Genomic DNA, 20,307 nt, shown 5'->3' with positions numbered 1-20,307 from the left:
GCCGGGGTACACGCGGTGTTCGGGTAAAAGTCTCGTTTCGGGGTCGATCCGCCGCCGATCCGGTCGACTCACTCCTCGCGACCGACGAACGTCCGGTACTTCAGGTCGTCCTCGCGGATCTCCTCGACGATCCGTTCGAGTATCACTTCCCGCGGTCGGTGGAGTCCGGCGATGCGCTCTTCAACGTCGTCGAAGCTCTCGAAGGGCCCGCGCTTCCGCTCGTCTAACAGGTCGTTCCGGAGCTTCTTGCCGATCCCCGGCAGCAGGTTCAGCTGGTGGAGCCGGAGCGTGATCGGCCCGGCCTCGTTGTAGAATTCGACGAACCGCCCCTCGTCGGCAGCGACGACGTCCTCGACGGCGTACTCGACCTCCGCCGCCGCGTTCCGCGTGAGGTCGTCGAACGACACCTCGCGGTAGCGACCGACCGCGGGGCCGTCGAGCGCGATCCGGTCGCCGACCGATGCGTCGGAGTCGTCGTCGAGGGCGAGCTCGTACAGCGCGAACGAGGCGTCCCCGAGCCCGTACGCCACCGGCGACTTGCGTGACTGCGGGCGATCGTCGTCGGGCCGCCCGTTCGGCAGCACGTCGAGCAGGACGGCGGTGGGACCGGCGTCGTCGACCCCGTTCGCTCCGGCGTCCGCGGCGCCCTCACCCCCGTCTCGGTCGTTGCCCGGCGTCTCGTCGCCGTCGGCGTGGCTCATGTATCGTTTAACGCTCCGAGCGGTGAAAAAACCGCTGCCGGGACGGACCACGCCCGCGACCGGCGACGCCCGGATTCAAGAGCGTTGAGTGCCACGTGATACCATGGCAGAACCCGACCCGGAGGAGCTGGTTCGACTCGTCGAGGCGTTCCCGGGGGGCGCCCCCGAGGCGGACGCGGGGCCGCTGGCGACGGCGGACGCGGAGCGCGGGGACGCGGGCGGTCGGACGGCCGACGGACGGACCGACGCGAGCGACGCCGCGCGGGTCGACGACCTGCTCGACGGCGCGTACGGTGCGCTGACGCGAGAGTGGCTCCCCGAGCTCCGTCGGCGCGTCGCGGCGCACGCGGACGGCGACTGCCTCCGCGAGCGGGTGCTCGAACACGTCGAGGCGGTCCCGTCGTTCCGGCTCTCGGACGGGCCGACGATCCTGACCGAGCGGCGCGAGGCGCTCGCGGAGGCCGCGGCGCTGCGCGACGACGTCCGCGAGATCGCGGAGTGGTACGGAACCCTGCGGTCGCGGCTGGAGGGCGACCGGGCGTCGCTGACGCGGGGCGAGCGACTGCTCCACGACTTCGGGTACGCGCTGGCGTACGGGCTGTTCCTCGGGGCGTCCTCGCCGGGGGCGGTCGTCCGCCGGCTGCGGCTCGCGTACCGGCTCGTCGGGGTGGACATCGACGACACGGCCTCCGAGGCGGGCGTCGAGCGCACGACGTTCACCTGTCCGTACCGGAACGTCGCGGCCGGGACCCGCGGCGATCGATGGGTGTGCCACGAGAAGCTCGACCGCGTCGACGACGGGTACGTGTCGTACCTCGCGGAACGGGGTATCGCCTACCAGCGGCCGCGCGGCTGTCCTGGCACGGAGCAGTGTCAGTCGACGGTCGCTCGGGACGGCCCGGAGCAGTGGTGGCCGAAGACCCCGCCCGCGGCCGTGGGCGCCGACCGGTGACCGACGACGGAACGGCGGCCTGCGACCCGGAGCGCCTGCGGCGAGTCCGCCGCAGCTACGACGCTTGGGCGCGAGTCTACGACTGGTTCGCGCGGGCCACGGCGTCCGTCGGCGGCGTCCGGGCCGCCTGCGTCCGCGGGCTGGACCTCGCGCCCGGCGACACCGTCGTCGAGTTCGGCTGCGGTCCCGGCGTCAACCTCCCCGCGCTGCGGGAGGCCGTCGGTCCGACGGGGCGGGTCGTCGGCGTCGACGTCTCCACCCGGATGCTCGACCGGGCGGCGGCCCTCGTCGAGCGCCGCGGGTGGGAGAACGTCTCGCTCGTCGAGGGCGACGCCGAGCGCCCGCCGGTCGCGGCCGCCGACGGCGTCCTCGCGACCTTCGTCACGTCGCTGTTCCCCGACTCGTACGCGGTCGTGCGCCGCTGGTGCGCCCTCGCCGACGCCGTCGTCGTCGCCGCCTTCGCGCCCGAGGGGAGCCGCCCGGCGAACGCGGCGCTTCGGGCGTTCGTTCGACTGAACGGCCGGCTCTTCGACGCGCGAACGGGCGACCCGCTGGCGCTGTTGGCCGAGCGGACCGCCGCCGCGCGGCGCGCGCTCGACGACGCCACGACCGTCCGCGAGGGACAGCGCCGGCTGTTCGGGACCATCGTCATCGAGGCGGGACGCGACTCCTGAGCCGGCGGGCCGCCGGCCGGACGGGAATGGTGGAAAGCGGAACGTGAGGAAGGCGCCGTCGGGCCGCGTTCAGGCGTACTTCGCGACGACGTCGAGAATCTCGTCGAGCTCCTCGCCGTCGAGCGAGTAGCGCTCCTGGGCGAACACCGAGCGGAGCTCCGTGCGGTCCTCGGGGAGGAGGTCCGTGATCTTCACCGCGGTCGGCAGGTCGATCTGCTCCAGTTCGGTGAGCTCCTCGACGAGCTCTCGCGACTCGTCGGCGTCGAGCTTCGCGAACCGGTTGACGTGCTCGATCGCTCGCGCCAGCTCGTAGCGGAGGTCGCGCTCCTCGTCGGCCGCGCGCTCGTCTTCGATCTCCACGAGGATCTCCTTCGCCTCGGAGGTGGTGACGTACTCCTCGTCGAGCTTCTCTTTGAAGATCGTCATCTCAGTTCTGCTGCGCCCGCATGTGGGCGGCGGTGACGATGAGCGTCTTCGTCTTGCCGCCGTCCGAGATCTCGACTTTGAACGCCGATCCCTGTTTGCCGACGACGGTGCCGGTTCGGCCGTCGAAGCGGGGGTGGAAGCGGCCCTTCGGGACGCTCGGGTCGATCTTGAGGTGGACCTGCGACCCCTCGTCGAACTCCTGGATCGCTCGCTGCGGCGGCGAGGTACCGCGGTCGCGGGGTTTGTTCGAGAGCTTGTCGCGGGTCGCCTTCTGAGGCCCATTGGAACTCGGCATGGTCTTGGGATACGTTCCGCAGCCGCCGTTATAAATCGTGCGTTACGACCCGCTGCGCGTGGCTCCGTCACACACGCGCAGCGGGCGAGAACGCGAGGGGATGGGAACGCGAGCGGATGGGGACATCGGGCAGGGCTCGCGCGCGCTCGGCCGGCGCGTGCGACTACCAGACGCACCTCCCCCTTCCGAAAGGGCTAATCCTGCGAACTCCCTAACGTATTCGTAATGAGCCATCAGCTGCCGGACGTACAGGCGTCGGCCCCCGACGTCACCGTCGGGCTCTCGCAGGTCGGCGTTACCGGCGTGGAGAAACTCGTCAAACTGGCGCGCGGCGACAAGCGACCGATCGTTCTCATGGCGGAGTTCGAGGTGTTCGTCGACCTCCCGAGCGGCCGGAAGGGGATCGACATGTCGCGGAACCTCGCGACCGTCGACGAGATTCTCGAAGACATCACTCGCGACGAGGCGTACCGCGTCGAGGACGTCTGCGGCGACGCGGCGGAGCGACTCTTAGAGAAACACGAGTACACGACCACCGCCGAGGTGTCGATGTCGGCCGAGCTCGTCACTCGCGAGAACACGCCGGCGTCCGATATCGAGACCCAGAGCACGGCGACGATCGTCGCCAGCGCCACCGCCACCGAGAACGGCACGCGCGAGGAGATCGGCGCCGAGGTGACGGGGATGACGGTGTGTCCCTGCTCGCAGGGCATGAGCGAGTCGCGGGCCCGAGACAAGCTCGCCGAGCTCGGCGTCGACGAGGAGACGACCGAGGAGTTCTTAGACGCCGTCCCGCAGCCGGGCCACTCCCAGCGCGGCCACGCGACGCTGACGATCACGACCGACGGTCACCCGGACGTCGACCTCCGGGACGTGATCGACATCGCCCGCGACTCGATGAGCGCGCGCATCTACAACATGGCGAAGCGGCCCGACGAGGACCACATGACCTACGAGGCCCACGCGGACGCGAAGTTCGTCGAGGACTGCGTCCGGGCGCTCGCGGAGGGGACCGTCGACGAGTTCGGTCACCTCCCGGACGACGCCGTGATCCACATGAAACAGTCGAACGACGAGTCGATCCACCAGCACAACGCCCACGCCGAGCGCGAGGTCACCATGGGCGACCTCCGCGGCGAGCTCGGTCGCTAGGTGGCTGGTCGGTCCGACTCGCGTCGCACCCCTTCTGGTCGCGGTCGCTTCGGTCGCCGGTCGCTTCGGTCGCCGGTCGCTTCGGTCGCCGTCCGGTCGCGTCAGTCGAACGCGAGCGGCTCCGACTCCGACCACCGCGGCTCGAACTGCTGTTTCACGCTCGTCGCGAACTCGACGTCTTTCACGTCGATCATGGCGAACGGCTCGTCCGCCGACAGCGGGTGCGGGACCTCGATGCACACCTCGATCTCGTCGAACACGTTGAACGTCCCCTCGACGCCGGGGGCCGTCCTGACCTCGAAGCCGTCCATGTCGGTCAGCTCCGACGTGTACCGGCGGCCGACGCTCCGCGGGAGCTCGTCGACCGTCGTCGGCGACAGCAACACTCGTATCTCGACGCCGCGTTCGAGCGCGGACTCCAGTTCCGCGGTCACGCGCTCGCCGATCGTGCCGAGGTCGAAGCCTGTCGCGGGGGCGCCCGCAACCACGACGACCCGTCGCTCGGCCGCGGAGATCCGCTCTAAGAGGAGGTCGGTCGCCTCCTCCGCGCCGACGGCCGCGGTCCAGAACTGCCCGTCGACCGGCTCGCCGGCGTCGAGCTCCGACGAGAGGTCGTCGACCACCGACTCGTACTGCTCGGCCTGCGTCTGGAGCTCTCGCTTCTTCTCGTCGAGGAGGCGCTCGAGCGCGGCGTCCGGTTCGACCGCGACGTACTTCTTCGGCCGGCTGGCGGCCTGACTGCGCACGAGGTTGTGCTGTTCCAAGCTGTTGAGCACGTCGTAGATGCGCCCCATCGGAACCTCGCTGGCCCGAGACAGGTCCTTCGCCGTGGTCGGCCCCGTCCTGAGGAGCGCGCGGTACGCTCGGGCCTCGTACTCGGAGAGCCCCAGATCGCGGAGAGATGCCATACCCGGGGATGCCGCGGCATCCGTATAAACACGTCGCCCGTTTACGATCCGGACCGGAGCGCGGGAGCGCGCCGGACACCGCGCTGGGTCGTTTCGGCGATCCCGCGGTGGATTCGACGCAGTCCCGGTAACGCGCCCGATCAACCCGACGGCAGGCGTTAGCTCAGCACCTCGCCGACCTGATCCATCAACTCGTCGGGGGTTTCCGCCGGTTCGGAGGCGTCGTCGCCGGCGAAGACGACCGCGGTTCCCGACGGGACCGACCGGGGGAGAGAGCCGTCGGCGTCGTCGGCGTTCGGGACGACCACCTTCTCGTGGTCGGCGACCCGCCACGCGGCGCGGTGGAGGTCGCTTCCGGGGTCGGCGCCGACCCCGATGACGGTCGTGCCGCGGCGCAGCCGACCGACGAGGCTCCCGTAGCCGGCCACCTGGACGCCCAGCCGCTCGGTGGCGCCGGCGAACGCCTCGGCCGTCTCCCGCGCGACCTCGCGGTAGCGGTCCTCGCCGGTGAACGCGGCCAGGTCGGCGAGCGCCGTCGCCATCTCGACGTTGGCGTCGAGCGGGCGGAACGACCGGTCGAGCAGTCCCGGCCCCGAGCGCGGCCCGTCGACGAACGACCCGTCGACGCGGAGCCGACCGATCGCTCGGTCGGCGACGGCGCGGGCGACATCGATCCCCTCGCCGCGGACCCCGGCGGCGCGGACGTACGCCTCGACCACGCGGGCGGCGTCCTCCAGCAGGTCGGACTCGCCGGCCTCGTCGCTGCCGCGATAGTGCGTCACCTCGCCGCTGTCGGCGTCGATCAGGTCGCGTTCGAGCCCGTCGAGTATCCGGTCGGCGTACCCCCGGGCGCGCTCGTCGTCGGTGTAGGCGGTCACCGCGAGCAGGGCGTCCGCGGCGAGCGCGTTGCCGCCGGCGAAGACCGTCAGGTCGCGGCGCGGCTCGTCCAAGTCGGCGCGCTCCTCGGCGGGCGCCGCGTAGTACGCGCGACCGAGTCCGGGCCCGAGGCTCCCGCCGACGCCGTAGCCGGTCCAGAGGTCGTCGGTGAGGAACTCGACGGCGTCGAGCGCGGGGTCGAGGTACGCCTCGTCGCCGGTGTGGAGGAACGCGTTCGCGAACGCCCGCGTCACCGCGGCGTTCGTGTCGAGCGGCTTCTCGTAGGCCACGTCGCCCCAGTCGCTCGTGCCGGCGTACCGGAAGAAGCCGCCGTCGACGTCGTCGGTGAGGTGGTCGCGGACCGCGTCGAGCGTCCGGAGCGCGCGGTTCCGGTCCCGCTTCAGCGCGAACTCGACGGTGCGGGGCAGCGGGAACTTCGCGTCGGTCCCCCAGCCGGCGTAGTCGTCGTCGTACTTCACCTCCACCTGACCCGCCAGGTGGCTCTCTATCTCGTCGGTCAACTCGCCGCGGGGCGGCAGGTCGGCGTTGAGCGCGCGCGGGACGCGCCCGGCGTCGCGGCCCTTCTCGGTCCACATCGACCGGACGGACTCGAGGACCTGTCGCATCCCGTCGACGTCGAGGTAGCCCGCGCCCGTGAGCAGTTCTCCCTCGGGAGTCAGGAAGGCGGTCGTCGGGAACCCGCCCATGTTGTACCGCTCGCGGACCCGCGGGTGGCGGTCCACGTCGACGCGGACGGGGACGAACCCCTCGTTGACGTTGGCGGCGATGCGCGGCTCCGCGTAGGTGATCGCGTCCATCTCGTGACAGCCCTCGCACCACGTGGCCGACAGCGAGAGCAGCACCGGGCAGTCGCGCTCGTCGGCCTCGGCGAACGCCTCTGGGCCCCAGTCGCGCCACTCGACGCGGGTCTCGTCGCTCATACCCGCAGTCGGACCGGGGCGTGGGTAAGCGCTTCGAGAGCGGAAGGCGCGGAGCGAGCACTAGGGGATCGAAGCCGGAGGAGACGGGCGGAGAGAACGGACGCAGGAGGGCGGGAGGGCGTCGCGCCGGTGTCCGAGCGACGCGTCGGCGTTCGGACGAGCGATTCGGCGTTCGGACCGTCAGCGCTTGTGGTCGTGACCGAGCGCGAGCGCGAGGGCGTTCGCGAACAGCAGGGCGACGAACAGCCGCCCGGTACCGTCGTCGAGACCGGAGTACAGCAGGACGGGGTAGGTGGCCGGGATGGCGATCGCCGCCCAGAAGGCGGCGGCCTTGACGGTGCCGGTCATCAGTCCGGCGAGTCGTTCGCCGGAGGCGATCTGCGTCGGAGCGGGGGTTGACATGGACGCTTCTCCGTACGACGGGACCCCACATATACCCCGACGAGGGTTCGCCGAATTTCACCTCGTTTCTCGTTCGATCGAGACGTTTTAAAACCGATTCAGAGCAACTCTAATCGTTTATCGCGTTCTCTAACCCTTTGTTTCGCGATCGACACCGATCGCCCCCGCCAGGACCGATCCGCCCGCTCCGGACCGGTTCGATCGCTTCGGACCGACGAACCCGAGGCCGACCGACTGCCGCGTCACCAACCGCTTTGTCCGTCCGGGGGCGAAGTGAGGGTATGACCGAGACCGCTCGATCCGACCGACGCGACGACCGGAGAGACGGCGACCGTTCGGCGGCGCGCACCGACGGCGGCCGGCCGACGGTGGCCGTCGTCGCCTGCGGCGGCACCATCGCCTCCGAGCCGAGCGACGGCGGCGCGGCGCCCGAGAAGACCGGCGCCGACCTCGTCGAGGCGGTGCCGGCCGCGGCCGACCACGCGCGGGTGACGACCAGAGAGGTGTGTTCACAGCCCGGGTTCGACGTCCGGTGGGGCGACGTGCTCGCGACCGCCGACGCCGTTCGCGACGCGGTCGGCGAAGGGGAGGTCGGAGGCGACAGCGGCGGGACGGCGGAGGGATCGGGCGACGCGGACGGGGTCGTCGTCACCCACGGGACGGACACCCTCGCGGACACCGCGTTCGCGCTCGACCTCCTCACGGACCTCGACGCGCCGGTCGTCGTGACGGGGGCGCAGCGACGGCTCGACGAGCCGTCCAGCGACGTGCCGGCGAACCTCGCGCTCGCCGTGCGGGCGGCCGCGGACGACCGGTTCGCGGCGGGCGTCCACGTCGCGTTCGACGACGAACTGCACGCCGCCCGCGACGCCGTGAAGGGCCACAGCAACGCGCTGTCGACGATGACCTCGCCGGGGTCGGGGCCGGTCGCGACGTTCACCCGGGCCGCGTCGAGGGTCCTCCGCGCACCCGAACGCGGCGTCTCGGTCGAGCCCCTCACGGACGCGATCGAGGGCCCGGCGGACGTGCCGGAGGTCCCCGTTATCCACTCGGGGACCGGCGTCGGCGCGGGCGCGTTCGAACGCGCGCTCGACGCGGATGTCGGTGGGGTCGTCGTCGAGGGGACCGGCCTCGGAAACGTCACCGGCGCGCTCGGAGACGCGCTCGGCGAGGCGGTCGAGTCCGTTCCGGTCGTCGTCGCCGGCCGCCCGCCCGCCGGGCCGACGGAGCCGGTGTACGGGACCCCGGGCGGCGCCGTCACGCTCGCGGACCACGGGGTGACGTTCGCGGGCGACCTGCCGGCCGCGAAGGCGCGCGTCGCGCTCGCGCTCGGCCTCGCAGCCGACCTCGACCGAGACGGGATCGAGGCGCTGTTCGCGCCGCCGGCGTGAGGGCCGGGGACACCCCCGATTTCGTCGGCGATCGCGATGGGTGAGACGCGCGTTTTCGTTTACACGAGGGCCTTATGCGTCGACCGCGTGCCCGGAAGCATGAGCGACCTCACGCGACGAGCGGCCTGCTACGGGATCGGCACCGGAAGCGTCGTCGCGCTCGCCGGGTGTACCGAGGCCGGGGGGCCGGCCACGGGCAGAGACGGGAGCGACGGCACCGACGGGAGCGGCACCGACGGAAACGGAACCGACGGCGGCGACGGCGACGACGATGACGACGGCGGCGACGAGCACTCGTTCGTCGTCCAGCAGACCGGTGCGGCCCTCTCGGGGGCCAGTTGGAAACGGACGGAACGGCTGGGGTTCTGTGCGCTTTTCACCGCGGACGACGATCCCTCGTGGCTGCTCGCCGAGGCGCCCGAGGAAGCGGAGGAGTTCGTCGCCGAGACCGACTTCGCGGAGTCGGTGCTCTGTTACGTCGAGTCGGTCGGGCCGAACACCTGCTACGACGAGATCACGTTCGACGGGGCCGGCGTCGAGGACGGGACCTTCGTCGCGGACGCGACGGTGCTGGGACCCGGCGACGACGACGTGGCCTGCGGCGAAGCGATCACGTACTCGGGTGCGTTCGTCCGGGTCACCGGCGGGCCGCTCCCCGACGCGGCGCGGCTCTCGATCACCGACGGCTGGGGTGAGACTGGCACGCTCCGAAGCGACGACGGTATTCTCGACCCCGAGCGACTCCGCGGCGGGATTCGCCCCGACGGGGAGCCGTCGAGTCTGCCGGCGTCGTTCGACTGCGACGCCGACGGTTTCGAGCGACATCCGCAGCTGTACGAGGGCGGCGTCAACTGGGGTAGCGGCGGGGGAATCGGTTCGGACGGCGACGGAGACGACGGCTCACTCGCGCTCCGGGTCGTGACCGACTTCGGCGACGCCACCGGAGACGAGCCGACGGACGCCGCCGGGAGCGGAGGCGACGGCGACGCGGACGACCTCACCGTCGCCCGCGGGGACCGGTTCCGGATCGAACTGACGAACGTCTCGGGCGACGCGGCGTCCGTCGGCAGTCGGGCGAAGTACAACCTAGAGCTCCGGACAGAAGGCGGCTGGACCGAGCTCCGCGGCACCGACGGCGACCCCGGCGTCGGGTACAACGACCTGGCGATCGCCGTTCCGCCGGGCGGGACGCTGGAGTGGGAGTTCGAGATGACCGAGACTGGACTCGTCGAGGACGGCCCGCGCGCGGACGCCTTCCGGGTCTGTCCGGACCTCGTTCCCGGTCGGTATCGGTTCGTCTTCTTCGGCGCCGACGACCTCGCGGTGGCGTTCGACTACGAGGGGTAAGGCCGGGCGTTCGGGGCGCGGCAGTGCGGCGGTCGCGTCAGGCCCGTACTTCGATCAGCAGGTCGGTCTCCGGCGACTCGCCCATCGTCTCGCGGACGCGGTCCCACGAGAGGTCGGTGCGCGCGGTCACCGACTCGGTCGCGACGGCCCCGCAGGCGTTGCCGACGAGAAGCGGTACCTGATAGTCGCGGGGGTCGTGTGAGAAGCCGTCACCGGTGATCTCCGGCTCCCGCAGCGCGGCCGCGAGGAACCCGGCGGCGAAGGCGTCGCCGGCGCCGGTCGTGTCGACCGGCTCGACGTCGAACCCCGGGTGCGAGACGCTGCCGTGCGGCGTCCGGACCGTCGCGCCCTCGTCGCCGAGCTTGATCGCGACCACGCGGTCGTCGGGCTCCCACGGGTCGATGTCGGTGGCGTTCGCGAGCGCCTCGGCCTCGCGGTCGTTGAGGAACAGCACGTCGGTGGCGTGGAGCGCCGCGTCGAACTCGCGGTCGGCGACGCGGCGACCGGGGTCGAAGCTCCGGGTGGCATCGACCTCGCCCGCTGCGGTCGCGAGCGCCGCCGCGGTCGCCGGCTGCTGGCCGGTGAGGTGGAGGTGGTCGGCGGCCGCCAGCGTGTCTCGGTCGAGCCCGGCGGCCGAGAAGGACTCGTTTGCGCCGTCGTTGGCGAGCATGAGCAGTTCCCCGTCCCCGTCGACGATCACGTACTTCACCGAGGTGGGCTCGGCGGCGTCGACGAGCACCTGCCCGGGGTCGACGCCGGCCTTCGACAGCTCGCGCAGCGCCAGCGCGCCCGACTCGTCGCCGCCGACGCTGCCGTAGACGACCGACTGCCCGCCCAGATCGACCAGCCCGACCGCGACGTTCGCGGCGCTGCCGCCGCCGGACTGTTCGAGCCGCTCGATCCGGGTCTCGCCGTCGGCCTCCGGGAGCTGATCGACGTGGATCGTGACGTCCCAGTTGATGTGGCCCGCGGCGATCACCTTCGGAACGCGGTCGGAGTCGCCCGGCGTCAGGTCCGGGTCGCGGTCGACCGCCGGGTCGACGCCTCCGGCATCGCCGTCGCGAGTGCCGCCGTCCCGGTCGGCGGATTCAGAGTCGGTAGCCTCCGAACGGGGGTCCGCAGGGTCGGAATCGCTCGCGTCGTCGGCCGAGGCGGCCTCCGAGTCGCGCCCGTCGCTCGGGGCGTCGCCCTCCCAGTCGTCGACCTCGCGGTCCCACTCGGCGACCGTCTCGTCCCAGTCGTCGACGCCGCCGTCGTCGGGCTCGGACGCGTCGTCGCGTCCGCTCATGGTTCCGCCCAGGGCTCGGCGGCGCCCTCGCCGAACAGCTCCCGCATCAGCGTCACGATGCTCTCGGGCGGGAACTGCCCCTGCTCGGTGACGATCGCGTCCATGTACCGCGGCGGCGTCACGTCGAAGGCCGGGTTCTCGACGGTGATCTCGCCGATCGCCTCGCGTTCCTCCGACTCGATCACCTCCGCTTCCGAGCGCATCTCGATCTCGACGGTGTGGCCCGTCAGCGTCTCCGGGTGGAGCTTGATCGTCTGGGCCGCGGTCATGATGGGGACCCCGCGCTCGCGGGCGTTGACGGCGAGTCCCGACGTGCCGATCTTGTTGATGACGCCGCCGTCCGCGGCGATCGAGTCGGCGCCGACGACGACGTGGTCGACCTCGTCGAGGTAGCGCCGCGCCGCGGAGTCGACGATCAGCGTCACCGGGACGCCGATGTCGCGGAGCTGTTCGGCGGTGATGTGCCCCTGCTGGCGCGGGCGCGTCTCCTTGACGACCGCCGAGATCGACTTCCCCTGCTCGACGGCCGCCTCGATACACGCGAGCGCGTCCGTCGAGTGACAGTGGGTCATCACCGTGTCGCCGTCGGCGAGGCGGTTCGCGCCCACCTGTCCGAGGTCCTCCTGCGCGCGGTCGAGCTGGCGGACGAACGCCTCGCTCGCGTCGACGACGCTGTCGCGGAGCGCGTCGACCGAGTCCCCCTCCATCCGCTGGAGGACGTACCGGAGCGCGTTCGGCAGCGAGACGGCCGTCGGCCGCGTCTCGCGGAGCGTCCGACCGGCAGCGCGCAGCGACGCGCGGAACGCCTCGGGGTCGCTCGCGGTCGGCTCCGCGTCGGCCGCCGCCTCGGCCTGGTCCGCCAGGGCCTCGGCGGCCGCGGAGGCGATGGTAGCCGCGCCTCGGATCTCCATCGTCGCGATCGACTCCGCGGTCTCGCCGACCGCCGGCGCCGGATCGGTGTCTGTCATACCGATCCCGTGACCCGCCCGGTATTTATAAAACCGGCTCCGCGTCCGGGAGGCGAGGCGCGTCGGCGTGAGCGGTGGCGGACCGCCGGGATCAGTCGTCGTCGCCCGGCTGTTGGCCGTAGCTCTCGAACCGCTCCTCGACGGTCGCCAGCTGCTCGTCGGTGAGGACGGTCGGCTCGCCGACGGCGGACGCGCGCAGGTAGAGCCGACAGAGGTCCTCGACGTGGCGGGTGTTCTCGACGGCCGTCCCGACATCGGGGCCGGTGACGACGAGCCCGTGGCTCGCGAGGATGGCTGCGTCGGAGTCCGCCTCGGCCATCGCAGCGACGACGTTCGCGGCCAGCTCCTCGGTGCCGTACGGCGCGTAGTCGGCCAGCGGGACCTCTCGCCCCACGGCCGCGATCATGTAGTGGACCGGCGGGAGCTTCCGGCCGAGCGTCGCCATCGTCGTCGCCCACGGCGAGTGGGTGTGGACGATGGCGCCCGGTCGGTCGTGTTTGTAGATGCCCGTGTGCATCGGCACCTCGCTGGAGGGCGCCATCCGCCCGGCCAGCCGCTCGCCGTCGAGCGAGACGACCGGCACGTCGGCGGCGTCGAAGGAGTCGTAGGGCACGCCGGTGGGCGTGACCGCGACGCGGTCGCCGTCGCGGACGCTCAGGTTTCCGGTCCGGGCCGGCGTCAGGTCCGCCAGCGCGGGTGCGTACTCGACGACCGCCTCGCGTGCCTCGCGCAGGAGGTCCGAGTTCGCGCCCGGGTCGGCGTCGGCGCCGTCGCGGGTCACGTCGCCACCTCCGTCACGTCGGCGAGGGCGTCGAGCCGGTGGTCAGGGGAGCGGTCGCCGTCGAGGGCCGCCGCGGGCGGGGCGTCGCCGTCGGCGACGAAAAGCGCCGTGTCCATCCCGACCGCGTTCCCGCCGACCACGTCGGCGTCGACGTTGTCGCCGACCATCAGCGTCTCGCTGGGCCGGCGGTCGAGCGTCGACAGCGCGGTCGTGAACGGGAGCGCGCTCGGCTTCTCGCGGCCCACCTCCTCGGAGGTGACGAGGAGGTCCACCCGGTCGTCGATCCCCAGGCTCGCCAGCTTGCGCAGTTGGACCCGCGTCGTGAGGTTCGTCACCACGGCGACCGCGACGCCCTCGGCGGCGAGCCGGTCGAACGCGGCCTCGACGCCGTCACACAGCGACATGGCCGCGACGTAGCCGTCCCAGTAGGCGTCGCCGGCCGCCAGCGCGGTCGCGGCGTCGCGCTCGCCGGCGTGGCGGCGCAACCCCCGCTTGAAGTAGATGTGACGGTCGTGGGAGGCGGCGGTGGTTCGCGTCTCCCGTTTCGCCGCCCGTCGCCCGGTCGCGTACAGGTCGTCGAACGACTCGCGGTCCAGATCGTACCCCCGCTCGCGGAGCGCGGCGAGCGCGGCCCGCTTGCCCGCCTCGTTACAGGGGGCGTACGGATACAGCGTGTTGTCGAGGTCGAAACACACCGCCTCGTAGCTCATGGCCGGACTCCGCGCGGCACCGACTTAAGCGTGGTTCGACGCGGCCGCGAACCAGCACGGAACGGCCCGTTCGGGGACCACCCGCAGGCCTCGTACCCGCCGGACCCGCTACTGCTCGTTCATCGCTTCGCTGGCGATGTTGCGTCCGCGGGAGTTCAGCGCGACCTCCCGGCGGATCCGGACCTCCTCGACGACTTCGAGGTCGACGAGCCGCTCGAACGTCTCCTCGACGTCGTCGACGTCCATGCCGAGGAAGGCGGGAATCTCGAACGGCGAGACGCCGGAGTACAGCGCCATCAACACCTCGCGGTCGCGGCTGGAGAGGTCGACGTTCGTCGAGCTCCGCTCTTCGCCCTTGCGGAGCCACGACTCGACGAACCGCATCCGGTTCGGGTCGCCGGCGACGTGGGTCTCGATGCTCGTCCCCTCGTCGTCGGTGTGTGACACCTCGATGACGGGCTTTTTCTCGCCGTTCACGGTGCGTTTCGCGGCGTCGAGGCCGCTGATGTCGTCGAGGTCGAACTTCACGAAGGCGCCGCGCTCCAAGGCGGCGTTGAGCCCGTTCTCGTCGATCTTCACGCGGGCCTGCTCCCACTCGGTGTCCTGAACGACCCCGCCCTCGATGGCCGGGTGTTTCGCCATCACCGTCTTCTGGTCGAGCAGCGCGCGGTAGACGTCGCGCTCGAACGGCTCGTGGTCGGAGGCGGCGACGAGTAACACCTGCTCGCCCAGGTCGAAACTCACGTAGTTGGAGACGCGCGCGACCGACTGGTTCGCGTCGTGGCGACCGCCGAGCCGTTCGAGCTTCGACAGCGGGACGGTGCGCTTACCGTCGTTGCCGGCGAGGATGAGTCGCCGGTTCGACAGCAGCACGCGCCCCGGAGTCCACGAGACGTCGCTCACCTTGCGGCCTTCGCGGACCGCGACCGCGAACTTGGCCTGCGTGTCGGTGATCTTGTACTCGCTGTCCTTCTGAGCCATTTACCGGCCCCCCGCGCGCAGCTTCGAGACGGCCGAGAACACGCGCTTTCTGACGGCCTGACTGTCGTCGTCGGCGTACTCTTCGAGTCGGTTGAGCGTCTCCTGTCCGCCGATCTGCCCGAGGACGAACACCGCTTTCGCGCGGGCCTCCTCGGGGTGTTGCGGACCGAGCTTGTCCAGCAGTCGGTCCTCGACGACCGGGCCGCCGAGGCTCTTCAGGCTCGTGGCCGCGAACTGGGCGGTCTGCGGGTCGTCGTCGGCGAGCGCGTCCGCGAGGGCCTCGACCGCAAGCGACGCGTCCGGGTCCGCGACCCGACCGAGGATCCACGCCGCGTTCCGGCGCTGGCGGCTCTGTTGCCCGTCGGTGAGGATCTCGACGAGCGGCTCGACGACGGTGGCGTCGTCGGCCGCCTTCAGCTCCGAGACGACCTGGTCGCGGACCGCGTGGCTCTGCTGGGTCGGGACGTTCGAGAGCAGTTCGATGACGGAGTACACCGCCGCGTTGCGAACGACGGCGCTCTCGTCGCCGAGCGCCCGCGCCAGCGGTTCGACCGGTTCCGGGTTACTCGCCTTCCCGAGCGCGCCGGCCGCGATGCGTCGGATCGACTCGTCGCCGTCGTCGAGCAGGTCCAGAAGCGGCGAGAGGGCCTCGTCTGTCCCGATGGTTCCGAGCGCGTTCGCCGCCGCGCGGCGGACCCGCGGGTCGTCGTCGAGCCGGTCCCGCAGTCCGGGGATCGCCCGCGGGTCGGCGAAGGTCCCGCAGGCCTGAGCCGCGCGCAGGCGGACTCGCGGGTCGTCGTCCTCGAGCGCCTTGACGAGCGCCTGAAGTCCGCTCGCGTCGTCGAGCCGGCCGAGCGCGTTCGCCGCGGCCATGCGGAGTTCCGGTCGGTCGGCCTCCAGCGCCCGCGCGAACTTGCGAGCGGTGACCCACTCCGCCTCGGAGCCGCTGCCGCCACCGGTGAGCTCCTCGAGGAGCTGTTCGAGCGCCCCCTCGCCGACTTCGTCGAGCGCGTCGATCGCGGCCCCGCGGACCTCCGGATCGTCGTCGGACGTGGCGGCGCGCAACAGCCCGTCGACCGTGGCCTGCTCGCCGCCGTCGGCGACGTCGCCGAGGAACTCCGTGGCACGCTTTCGGACCGCCGCGCTGTCGCTGTCGAGCGCGTCTCGGAGACGCTCCGTGTTCCCCTCCCGAGCGTGCTGGTACAGCGACATCAGCGCCTCCGGAACACCCGCCGCCGCTTGTCGATCGGTTCGTAGCGGTCCGACCGGTTCGGGGGGACGCTCTCGGTCATTCCGAGCACTAAGACGCCGTCCTCGGCGAGCGACGCCTCCAGCGTGTCGAACAGCGCGGCCTTGTGGTCGACGTCGATGTATATCAGCAGGTTCCGACACAACACCACGTCGAAGGGGTCTCGCGCGCCGTCGCTGATCAGGTCGTGGGTCTCGAAGTCGACGAGCCGCTGGACCGCCGGCCTGACCTGAAACGTGTCCTCGTCGCGCTCGACGTAGCGGTCGGGATCGGCGAGGGGTTCGAGCTCCTCGGCGATGTCGGTCGTCCGCGTCGTGTGGTACTCGCCGTTCCGGGCGCTGTCGAGCGCCTCCTCGCTGATGTCGGAGCCGAGCACCTCGAGGCGAGACTCGTCGATCTCGGGGTCGTCACAGGCCAGCATCGCGACGGAGTACGGCTCGCGGCCGTCCGCCGACGGCGCCGACCAGACGCGAACGCGCCGCTGGTTCGCGGTCCGCTCGCGCAACACGTCGCGGAGGACGTCCCACATCTCCGGGTTGCGGAAGAACTCCGTCACGTTGATCGTGAGCGCGTCCATCAGCGCCTGCCGCTCCTCGGCGTCCTCCCGGAGGATCCGCTCGTACTCGGCGTGCGACTCCGTGTCTCGCCGCCGCATCCGCGCCGTGATCCGCCGGTCGAGGTACGACTCGTTGTAGTACCCCGGCTCGAACGCGACCGTGTCGTCGATCTGTCTGAGGACGCCCTCGAAGGCGGCGTCCTCGCCGTTCCGGTCCGTCGATCGGCTCATAGGCTCACCACGTCGAGGACGGCCACGACGTCCCCGTCGCCGAGGACGGCCGTGCCGCTGAGGCCGGGCGTCCCCGAGAGGGGGCCGTCGAGCGGTTTGACCACCACTTCCTCCTGGTCGAGGACCGCGTCGCAGTGGAGCGCGACCTGTCTGGTCTCCTCGCGGATCCGCACCAGCATCCCCTGATCGCCCTCGTCTCCGGCGTCGCCGCCGAGACCGTCGTCGCCGGCCTCGGCCGCGCCGGGTCCGCCCCCAGCGGCGTCGACACCCTCCTCGACGGTGACTCCTCCGTCGGGGGCGTGCGTTGCCGGCGCCGACGCTTCGGCCGCGGACGCTTCGGCCGCCGTCGAGTCGATCTCGCCGAGGCGCTCGTTCAGCCTGACGACCGGGTAGAGGTCGTCCTCGTGTCGGACGACCTCGTCGCCGTGGACCTCCTCGATGTCGTCGGCGCGGGCGACCTCCGCGATCGACTTGATCGGGATTCCGTACTCGGTGCCGCCCACGTCGACGAACATCACCTTCACGATGGCGACGGTGACGGGGAGCCGGAAGCGGACCGTGCTCCCCTCACCGGGCTCGCTGTCGATCGAGACCGAGCCGTCGAGGTCGCGAGCGGTCGTCCGGACCACGTCCATCCCGACGCCGCGGCCGGAGACGTCGGTGACCTCCTCCGCGGTCGAGAAGCCGGGGTGGAAGACGAGGTCGTACACCTCGTCGTCCTCCATCGCCTCGACCGCCTCGCGGCTCTTGACGTCCTCGGCGACCGCCTTGTCCCGGAGCTGGTCGGGATCGAGCCCCGCGCCGTCGTCCGCGACTTCGATGATGACGTGGTCGCGCTCGCGCTCGGCCGTGAGCGACACGTGGCCGGTCGGGTCCTTGCCGGCCGCCTCGCGCTCCGCCGGCGACTCGATACCGTGGTCGACCGCGTTCCGCAGGACGTGGACGAGCGGGTCGCGCATCTCCGTGAGGATCGTGCGGTCCAACTCGACGTCGTCGCCCTCGATCTCGAAGTCGATCCGCTTGTCGAGGTCGCGCGAGATGTCGCGCACGAGCCGCGGGAACGAGTCGGACACCTGCGAGAACGGGATGAGCCGCATGTCCATCGCCGTGTCCTGGAGACTGGAGGCGAGCTTGTCGAGCTCGTCTAAGGCGTCGGACTCCGCGTCCGTCCCCTCTATCTCGCGGCGGAGCTTGATCCGGCTCGTCACCAGCTGCTCGACGAGCCCGTACAGCTCGTCGACCTGGTCCACGTCGACGCGGATCGATTTGATCTCGTCGCCGGACTTGGAGTCGGATCCCCCGGACGGCGAACCGGAATCGTCGGTTCCGGAGTCGTCGGTTCCGGAGTCCGCCCCCTCGGGCTCGGAGTCCGCCTCGTCGGTCGAGTCCGTCGGGTCGGGATCCCCGGACTCGTCGGGGGACGGCTCGGGGTCGGCGGGCTCGAACTCGTCCGCGGTTTCGTCGCCTGCGGCCTCTGAGTCGCTCGATTCGGCCTCTGAGTCGCTCGATTCAGCTTTCGAGTCGCTCGACTCGCCGACCGCGACCGCCGTCACCGACTCGACCTGCGTGAGCGCCCGGAGCCCCTCGCCGACGACGTCGGGGTCGGCGCCGCCGACGAAGGCGTCGAACCGCTCGTCGTACTCGCCGTCCTCCAACGCCTCGGGGGACGGGTCGGTCTCGTGGCCGTCGAACTGCTCGTCGAGCGCCTGGAGGACGAGCGCCGCGTCGACCCCCGCCATCTGCGCGTCGCCGATGTTCACGTCGGCGTACGTGACCGGCTCCGGAAGGTCGCCGGCGGCCGCCGGCGGCTCCGGCACCGAGATGTCGGGCGCGCCCTCGTCGCTCTCCTCGTCGTCCTCGGCGCCCCCCTCTTCGCCCTCGGCCGCGCCGGCCGCGTCGGCGGCCGTCGAGTCGTCGCGTTCCGACGCCTCGCTCCCGCTTTCCGACGCCGCGCTCGCGTCGCTTCCGGAGTCGCCCTCGTCGCCGCCGACGGTCCCGTGTTCCTCCATCTCGCGTAGCCGCGATTCGAGGTCCGACGGGTCGGTCGACACCTCGCCGGTGTCGGCGATCTCCGAGACCATCGCCTCGACGGCGTCGACGCCCTCGAAGAGGAGGTCCATCAGCTCGGGGTTCACTTCGCGGTCGCCCTGCCGGACCGCGTCCAGCAGGTCCTCCAGGGCGTGTCCGAAGTCGGAGACGTCCTCGTACCCCATCGCCGCGGCGTTGCCCTTCAGGGTGTGGGCGACGCGGAACACGTCGTCCATCGCCTCGGCGTCCTCCGGGTCGGCCTCCAAGGCGAGCAGCGCGTTGTTGAGGTCGGTGATCCCGTCTTCGGCCTCCGCGACGAACGCGGCGCGGTGGGAGTCCATCAGGCCTCACCCCCGACTATCGCGCCGGCGACGTCGTCGAGGTCGTGTACCTCGTCGACGCCGCCCGTCTCGACGGCGCGTTTGGGCATCCCGTAGATGACGCAGGTGTCCTCGCTCTGTGCGAGGGTGCGCGCCCCGGCGTCGGCCATCGCGCGGATCCCGTCCGCGGCGTCCGACCCCATTCCGGTCAACACGACGCCGACGAGCGGGTCGTCGATCACCTCGGCGGCCGACCGCATCGTCACGTCGGCCGCGGGGGTGACGGTGTGAGAGTCGTCGTCCTCGTCGAGTTTGACCCGGAGCCGCCCCGAGCGGTAGCTGTCGATCAGCGTGTGGCTCCCGCCGCGGGCGACCAGCGCCTCGCCGGCCCCGATCCGCGCGCCGTCGCTCGCCTCCCGCACGTCGTACGCGGAGGCGGCGTCGAGCCGGTCCGCGAACCGCGACGTGAACGCCTCGGGCATGTGCTGGACTATCACCACGCGACAGTCGCCCATCGGTAACGCCGACAGCACGCGCTCGACCGCGTTCGGACCGCCGGTGGACGCGGCGATGACAACGGTCAGCGGCCCGTCGAGGTGGGGGGTACCGGCGTCGGAGTCGGACCCCGTCGGGCGCGACCGAGTCGAACCCGGATCGTCGCGATCGCGGGTCGCCGCGTCGAGGTCGGCGTCCGCGACCGATCGGACGGCCTCGACGAGTCGATCGGACTCTCGAGAGACGCCGGTCGACACCTCGCCGCCCGGTTTCGCGAAGAAGTCGACCGCCCCGCGATCGAGCGCCTCGAACGTGACCTCGGCGCCCTCGTCGGTGTGTGCCGACAGCATCAACACCGGTGTCGGGGTCTCGTCCATCAACCGCTCGACGGCTTCGAGCCCGCCCATTCCGGGCATTTCGACGTCCATCGTCACGACGTCGGGGCGCGTCTCGGCGACCACCGAGAGCGCCTCTTCTCCGTCCCCCGCCTCGCCGACGACCGCGACCCCGGCATCGCTTAAGAGATCGCTTATCAGCCCCCGCATGAACGGGGAGTCGTCGACGACCACCACCCGCGGCGACCCGTCCCGACCGCCGCGCCGATCCGTCGTCCTGCTCATATCCCACAGCGGGCC

20 protein-coding genes are annotated in these 20,307 nt (G+C 71.5%); 5 read left to right on the top strand and 15 right to left on the bottom strand.

Annotated elements, in window-relative coordinates; translation table 11 throughout:
• Positions 1–68 precede the first annotated feature (68 nt).
• A complete protein-coding gene (locus ACZ5KW_RS06070; RefSeq protein WP_343775322.1) occupies positions 69–701 on the bottom strand; it encodes a DUF655 domain-containing protein in 633 nt (210 codons plus the stop codon).
• 103 nt (positions 702–804) lie between these two features.
• On the opposite strand from ACZ5KW_RS06070, the gene ACZ5KW_RS06065 reads away from it, so the two are divergent.
• Both ACZ5KW_RS06065 and ACZ5KW_RS06060 read left to right on the top strand, forming a co-directional pair.
• Positions 805–1,653, top strand: a complete 849-nt coding sequence (locus tag ACZ5KW_RS06065) for a hypothetical protein (RefSeq protein ID WP_343775325.1) — start codon at positions 805–807, stop codon at positions 1,651–1,653.
• Positions 1,611–2,327 (top strand): class I SAM-dependent methyltransferase, encoded by a 717-nt coding sequence (locus ACZ5KW_RS06060; RefSeq protein ID WP_343775328.1) that lies wholly within the window; start codon positions 1,611–1,613, stop codon positions 2,325–2,327. The genes ACZ5KW_RS06065 and ACZ5KW_RS06060 overlap by 43 nt, the downstream gene beginning before the upstream one ends.
• Before the next feature lie 69 nt (positions 2,328–2,396).
• Here the strand turns inward: ACZ5KW_RS06060 and ACZ5KW_RS06055 are convergent, their stop codons facing one another.
• Positions 2,397–2,753, bottom strand: a complete 357-nt coding sequence (locus ACZ5KW_RS06055; protein WP_343775331.1) for an RNA polymerase Rpb4 family protein — start codon at positions 2,751–2,753, stop codon at positions 2,397–2,399.
• 1 nt (position 2,754) lies between these two features.
• Entirely contained in the window at positions 2,755–3,048 is a 294-nt protein-coding gene (locus ACZ5KW_RS06050) for a 50S ribosomal protein L21e (protein ID WP_343775334.1), read from the bottom strand.
• Between the two features lie 225 nt (positions 3,049–3,273).
• Here ACZ5KW_RS06050 and mptA point away from each other — a divergent pair, with 225 nt between their 5' ends.
• Positions 3,274–4,200 carry a GTP cyclohydrolase MptA gene (gene mptA / locus ACZ5KW_RS06045; protein ID WP_343775336.1) on the top strand — a complete coding sequence of 309 codons (927 nt, stop codon included), beginning with the start codon at positions 3,274–3,276 and terminating at the stop codon, positions 4,198–4,200.
• Positions 4,201–4,301: 101 nt separating this feature from the next.
• Here the strand turns inward: mptA and ACZ5KW_RS06040 are convergent, their stop codons facing one another.
• The 3 genes from ACZ5KW_RS06040 to ACZ5KW_RS06030 form a co-directional block, all read right to left on the bottom strand.
• Positions 4,302–5,108, bottom strand: a complete 807-nt coding sequence (locus ACZ5KW_RS06040) for a TrmB family transcriptional regulator (protein WP_343775337.1) — start codon at positions 5,106–5,108, stop codon at positions 4,302–4,304.
• Positions 5,109–5,266: 158 nt separating this feature from the next.
• Positions 5,267–6,925, bottom strand: coding sequence for a DUF255 domain-containing protein (locus tag ACZ5KW_RS06035; RefSeq protein ID WP_343775338.1), 1,659 nt, complete (start codon positions 6,923–6,925; stop codon positions 5,267–5,269).
• A 180-nt stretch (positions 6,926–7,105) separates the two neighbouring features.
• The gene (locus tag ACZ5KW_RS06030; RefSeq protein WP_343775339.1) at positions 7,106–7,327 is read right to left on the bottom strand and encodes a DUF8028 family protein; all 222 of its coding nucleotides are present in this window, start codon (positions 7,325–7,327) and stop codon (positions 7,106–7,108) included.
• Between the two features lie 281 nt (positions 7,328–7,608).
• Here ACZ5KW_RS06030 and ACZ5KW_RS06025 point away from each other — a divergent pair, with 281 nt between their 5' ends.
• A complete protein-coding gene (locus ACZ5KW_RS06025) occupies positions 7,609–8,718 on the top strand; it encodes an asparaginase domain-containing protein (RefSeq protein ID WP_343775340.1) in 1,110 nt (369 codons plus the stop codon).
• Positions 8,719–8,817: 99 nt separating this feature from the next.
• Positions 8,818–10,065 carry a hypothetical protein gene (locus ACZ5KW_RS06020; RefSeq protein ID WP_343775341.1) on the top strand — a complete coding sequence of 416 codons (1,248 nt, stop codon included), beginning with the start codon at positions 8,818–8,820 and terminating at the stop codon, positions 10,063–10,065.
• 37 nt (positions 10,066–10,102) lie between these two features.
• On the opposite strand, the gene ACZ5KW_RS06015 is transcribed toward ACZ5KW_RS06020, so the two are convergent.
• The 9 genes from ACZ5KW_RS06015 to cheB all read right to left on the bottom strand — a co-directional run bounded on the left by ACZ5KW_RS06015 (position 10,103) and on the right by cheB (position 20,292).
• Entirely contained in the window at positions 10,103–11,353 is a 1,251-nt protein-coding gene (locus ACZ5KW_RS06015) for an ATP-dependent ribose-1-phosphate kinase (protein WP_343775343.1), read from the bottom strand.
• Positions 11,350–12,321, bottom strand: coding sequence for a ribose 1,5-bisphosphate isomerase (locus ACZ5KW_RS06010; protein ID WP_343775344.1), 972 nt, complete (start codon positions 12,319–12,321; stop codon positions 11,350–11,352). Before ACZ5KW_RS06010 ends, ACZ5KW_RS06015 begins: the two co-directional genes overlap by 4 nt.
• A 91-nt stretch (positions 12,322–12,412) precedes the next feature.
• Positions 12,413–13,102, bottom strand: a complete 690-nt coding sequence (locus tag ACZ5KW_RS06005) for a class II aldolase/adducin family protein (RefSeq protein WP_343775345.1) — start codon at positions 13,100–13,102, stop codon at positions 12,413–12,415.
• On the bottom strand, positions 13,099–13,812 hold the full coding sequence (locus ACZ5KW_RS06000; RefSeq protein WP_343775347.1) for an HAD family hydrolase: 714 nt from the start codon (positions 13,810–13,812) through the stop codon (positions 13,099–13,101). Before ACZ5KW_RS06000 ends, ACZ5KW_RS06005 begins: the two co-directional genes overlap by 4 nt.
• A 108-nt stretch (positions 13,813–13,920) precedes the next feature.
• Positions 13,921–14,793 (bottom strand): CheF family chemotaxis protein, encoded by an 873-nt coding sequence (locus ACZ5KW_RS05995; RefSeq protein WP_343775349.1) that lies wholly within the window; start codon positions 14,791–14,793, stop codon positions 13,921–13,923.
• Positions 14,794–16,005, bottom strand: a complete 1,212-nt coding sequence (locus ACZ5KW_RS05990; protein ID WP_343775352.1) for a HEAT repeat domain-containing protein — start codon at positions 16,003–16,005, stop codon at positions 14,794–14,796.
• Positions 16,005–16,829, bottom strand: coding sequence for a CheR family methyltransferase (locus ACZ5KW_RS05985; RefSeq protein WP_343775355.1), 825 nt, complete (start codon positions 16,827–16,829; stop codon positions 16,005–16,007). Before ACZ5KW_RS05985 ends, ACZ5KW_RS05990 begins: the two co-directional genes overlap by 1 nt.
• A complete protein-coding gene (locus ACZ5KW_RS05980; protein ID WP_343775358.1) occupies positions 16,826–19,198 on the bottom strand; it encodes a chemotaxis protein CheA in 2,373 nt (790 codons plus the stop codon). Before ACZ5KW_RS05980 ends, ACZ5KW_RS05985 begins: the two co-directional genes overlap by 4 nt.
• Complete coding sequence (gene cheB / locus ACZ5KW_RS05975; RefSeq protein WP_343775360.1) at positions 19,198–20,292, bottom strand: chemotaxis-specific protein-glutamate methyltransferase CheB; 1,095 nt, start codon at positions 20,290–20,292, stop codon at positions 19,198–19,200. Before cheB ends, ACZ5KW_RS05980 begins: the two co-directional genes overlap by 1 nt.
• Positions 20,293–20,307: the final 15 nt, after the last annotated feature.

The organism is Halorubrum ejinorense (assembly GCF_055389685.1).
This window is presented reverse-complemented; position numbering and strand designations above follow the sequence as displayed.

Excerpts from the sequence above, each read along its gene's own strand:
- ACZ5KW_RS06070 (WP_343775322.1), bottom strand. The coding sequence starts at position 701 with ATGAGCCACGCCGACGGCGACGAGACGCCGGGCAACGACCGAGACGGG.
- ACZ5KW_RS06065 (WP_343775325.1), top strand. The coding sequence starts at position 805 with ATGGCAGAACCCGACCCGGAGGAGCTGGTTCGACTCGTCGAGGCGTTC.
- ACZ5KW_RS06055 (WP_343775331.1), bottom strand. The coding sequence starts at position 2,753 with ATGACGATCTTCAAAGAGAAGCTCGACGAGGAGTACGTCACCACCTCC.
- ACZ5KW_RS06050 (WP_343775334.1), bottom strand. The coding sequence starts at position 3,048 with ATGCCGAGTTCCAATGGGCCTCAGAAGGCGACCCGCGACAAGCTCTCG.
- mptA (WP_343775336.1), top strand. The coding sequence starts at position 3,274 with ATGAGCCATCAGCTGCCGGACGTACAGGCGTCGGCCCCCGACGTCACC.
- ACZ5KW_RS06040 (WP_343775337.1), bottom strand. The coding sequence starts at position 5,108 with ATGGCATCTCTCCGCGATCTGGGGCTCTCCGAGTACGAGGCCCGAGCG.
- ACZ5KW_RS06035 (WP_343775338.1), bottom strand. The coding sequence starts at position 6,925 with ATGAGCGACGAGACCCGCGTCGAGTGGCGCGACTGGGGCCCAGAGGCG.
- ACZ5KW_RS06030 (WP_343775339.1), bottom strand. The coding sequence starts at position 7,327 with ATGTCAACCCCCGCTCCGACGCAGATCGCCTCCGGCGAACGACTCGCC.
- ACZ5KW_RS06025 (WP_343775340.1), top strand. The coding sequence starts at position 7,609 with ATGACCGAGACCGCTCGATCCGACCGACGCGACGACCGGAGAGACGGC.
- ACZ5KW_RS06020 (WP_343775341.1), top strand. The coding sequence starts at position 8,818 with ATGAGCGACCTCACGCGACGAGCGGCCTGCTACGGGATCGGCACCGGA.
- ACZ5KW_RS06015 (WP_343775343.1), bottom strand. The coding sequence starts at position 11,353 with ATGAGCGGACGCGACGACGCGTCCGAGCCCGACGACGGCGGCGTCGAC.
- ACZ5KW_RS06010 (WP_343775344.1), bottom strand. The coding sequence starts at position 12,321 with ATGACAGACACCGATCCGGCGCCGGCGGTCGGCGAGACCGCGGAGTCG.
- ACZ5KW_RS06000 (WP_343775347.1), bottom strand. The coding sequence starts at position 13,812 with ATGAGCTACGAGGCGGTGTGTTTCGACCTCGACAACACGCTGTATCCG.
- ACZ5KW_RS05995 (WP_343775349.1), bottom strand. The coding sequence starts at position 14,793 with ATGGCTCAGAAGGACAGCGAGTACAAGATCACCGACACGCAGGCCAAG.
- ACZ5KW_RS05990 (WP_343775352.1), bottom strand. The coding sequence starts at position 16,005 with ATGTCGCTGTACCAGCACGCTCGGGAGGGGAACACGGAGCGTCTCCGA.
- ACZ5KW_RS05985 (WP_343775355.1), bottom strand. The coding sequence starts at position 16,829 with ATGAGCCGATCGACGGACCGGAACGGCGAGGACGCCGCCTTCGAGGGC.
- ACZ5KW_RS05980 (WP_343775358.1), bottom strand. The coding sequence starts at position 19,198 with ATGGACTCCCACCGCGCCGCGTTCGTCGCGGAGGCCGAAGACGGGATC.
- cheB (WP_343775360.1), bottom strand. The coding sequence starts at position 20,292 with ATGAGCAGGACGACGGATCGGCGCGGCGGTCGGGACGGGTCGCCGCGG.